We start from the raw sequence: 255 nt of genomic DNA, 5'->3' as shown, positions 1-255 counted from the left end.
AGCATGCCAGCCAACCATTCTTGGACGTAATGGGCTGTCGCTTGCAAGATGTTAAAGGGGAGCATCACCGGATATTCTGTGACGCGGCTGAAACTCAGCGCTCAGAATACCAGCAGTTCTGGCAATCGCTGGCCGAAGGTGAGAGCCATACGGGTCGATTTCGTCGCTTCAAAGAGAGCGGAGAGGAAGTATGGCTCGAAGCAATGTATGTACCCCTGGTTAACTTTCGCGGCCATGTCACGTCAGTACTCAAAA

Annotated in this window: 1 protein-coding gene; it reads left to right on the top strand. The window is 52.2% G+C overall.

Features of this window, described 5'->3' with window-relative positions:
* Positions 1-41: 41 nt before the first annotated feature.
* The coding region (locus tag SB773_RS33150; RefSeq protein ID WP_410594686.1) for a PAS domain-containing protein at positions 42-255 on the top strand (214 nt) is incomplete at its 3' end.

The sequence above is a fragment of the Bacillus sp. SIMBA_074 genome, assembly GCF_046534555.1.
Lineage (GTDB): Bacteria > Bacillota > Bacilli > Bacillales > Bacillaceae_G > Bacillus_A > Bacillus_A mycoides.
Note: the sequence above shows the minus strand (reverse complement) of the source record. Positions and strands in the feature narration are given on the sequence as shown.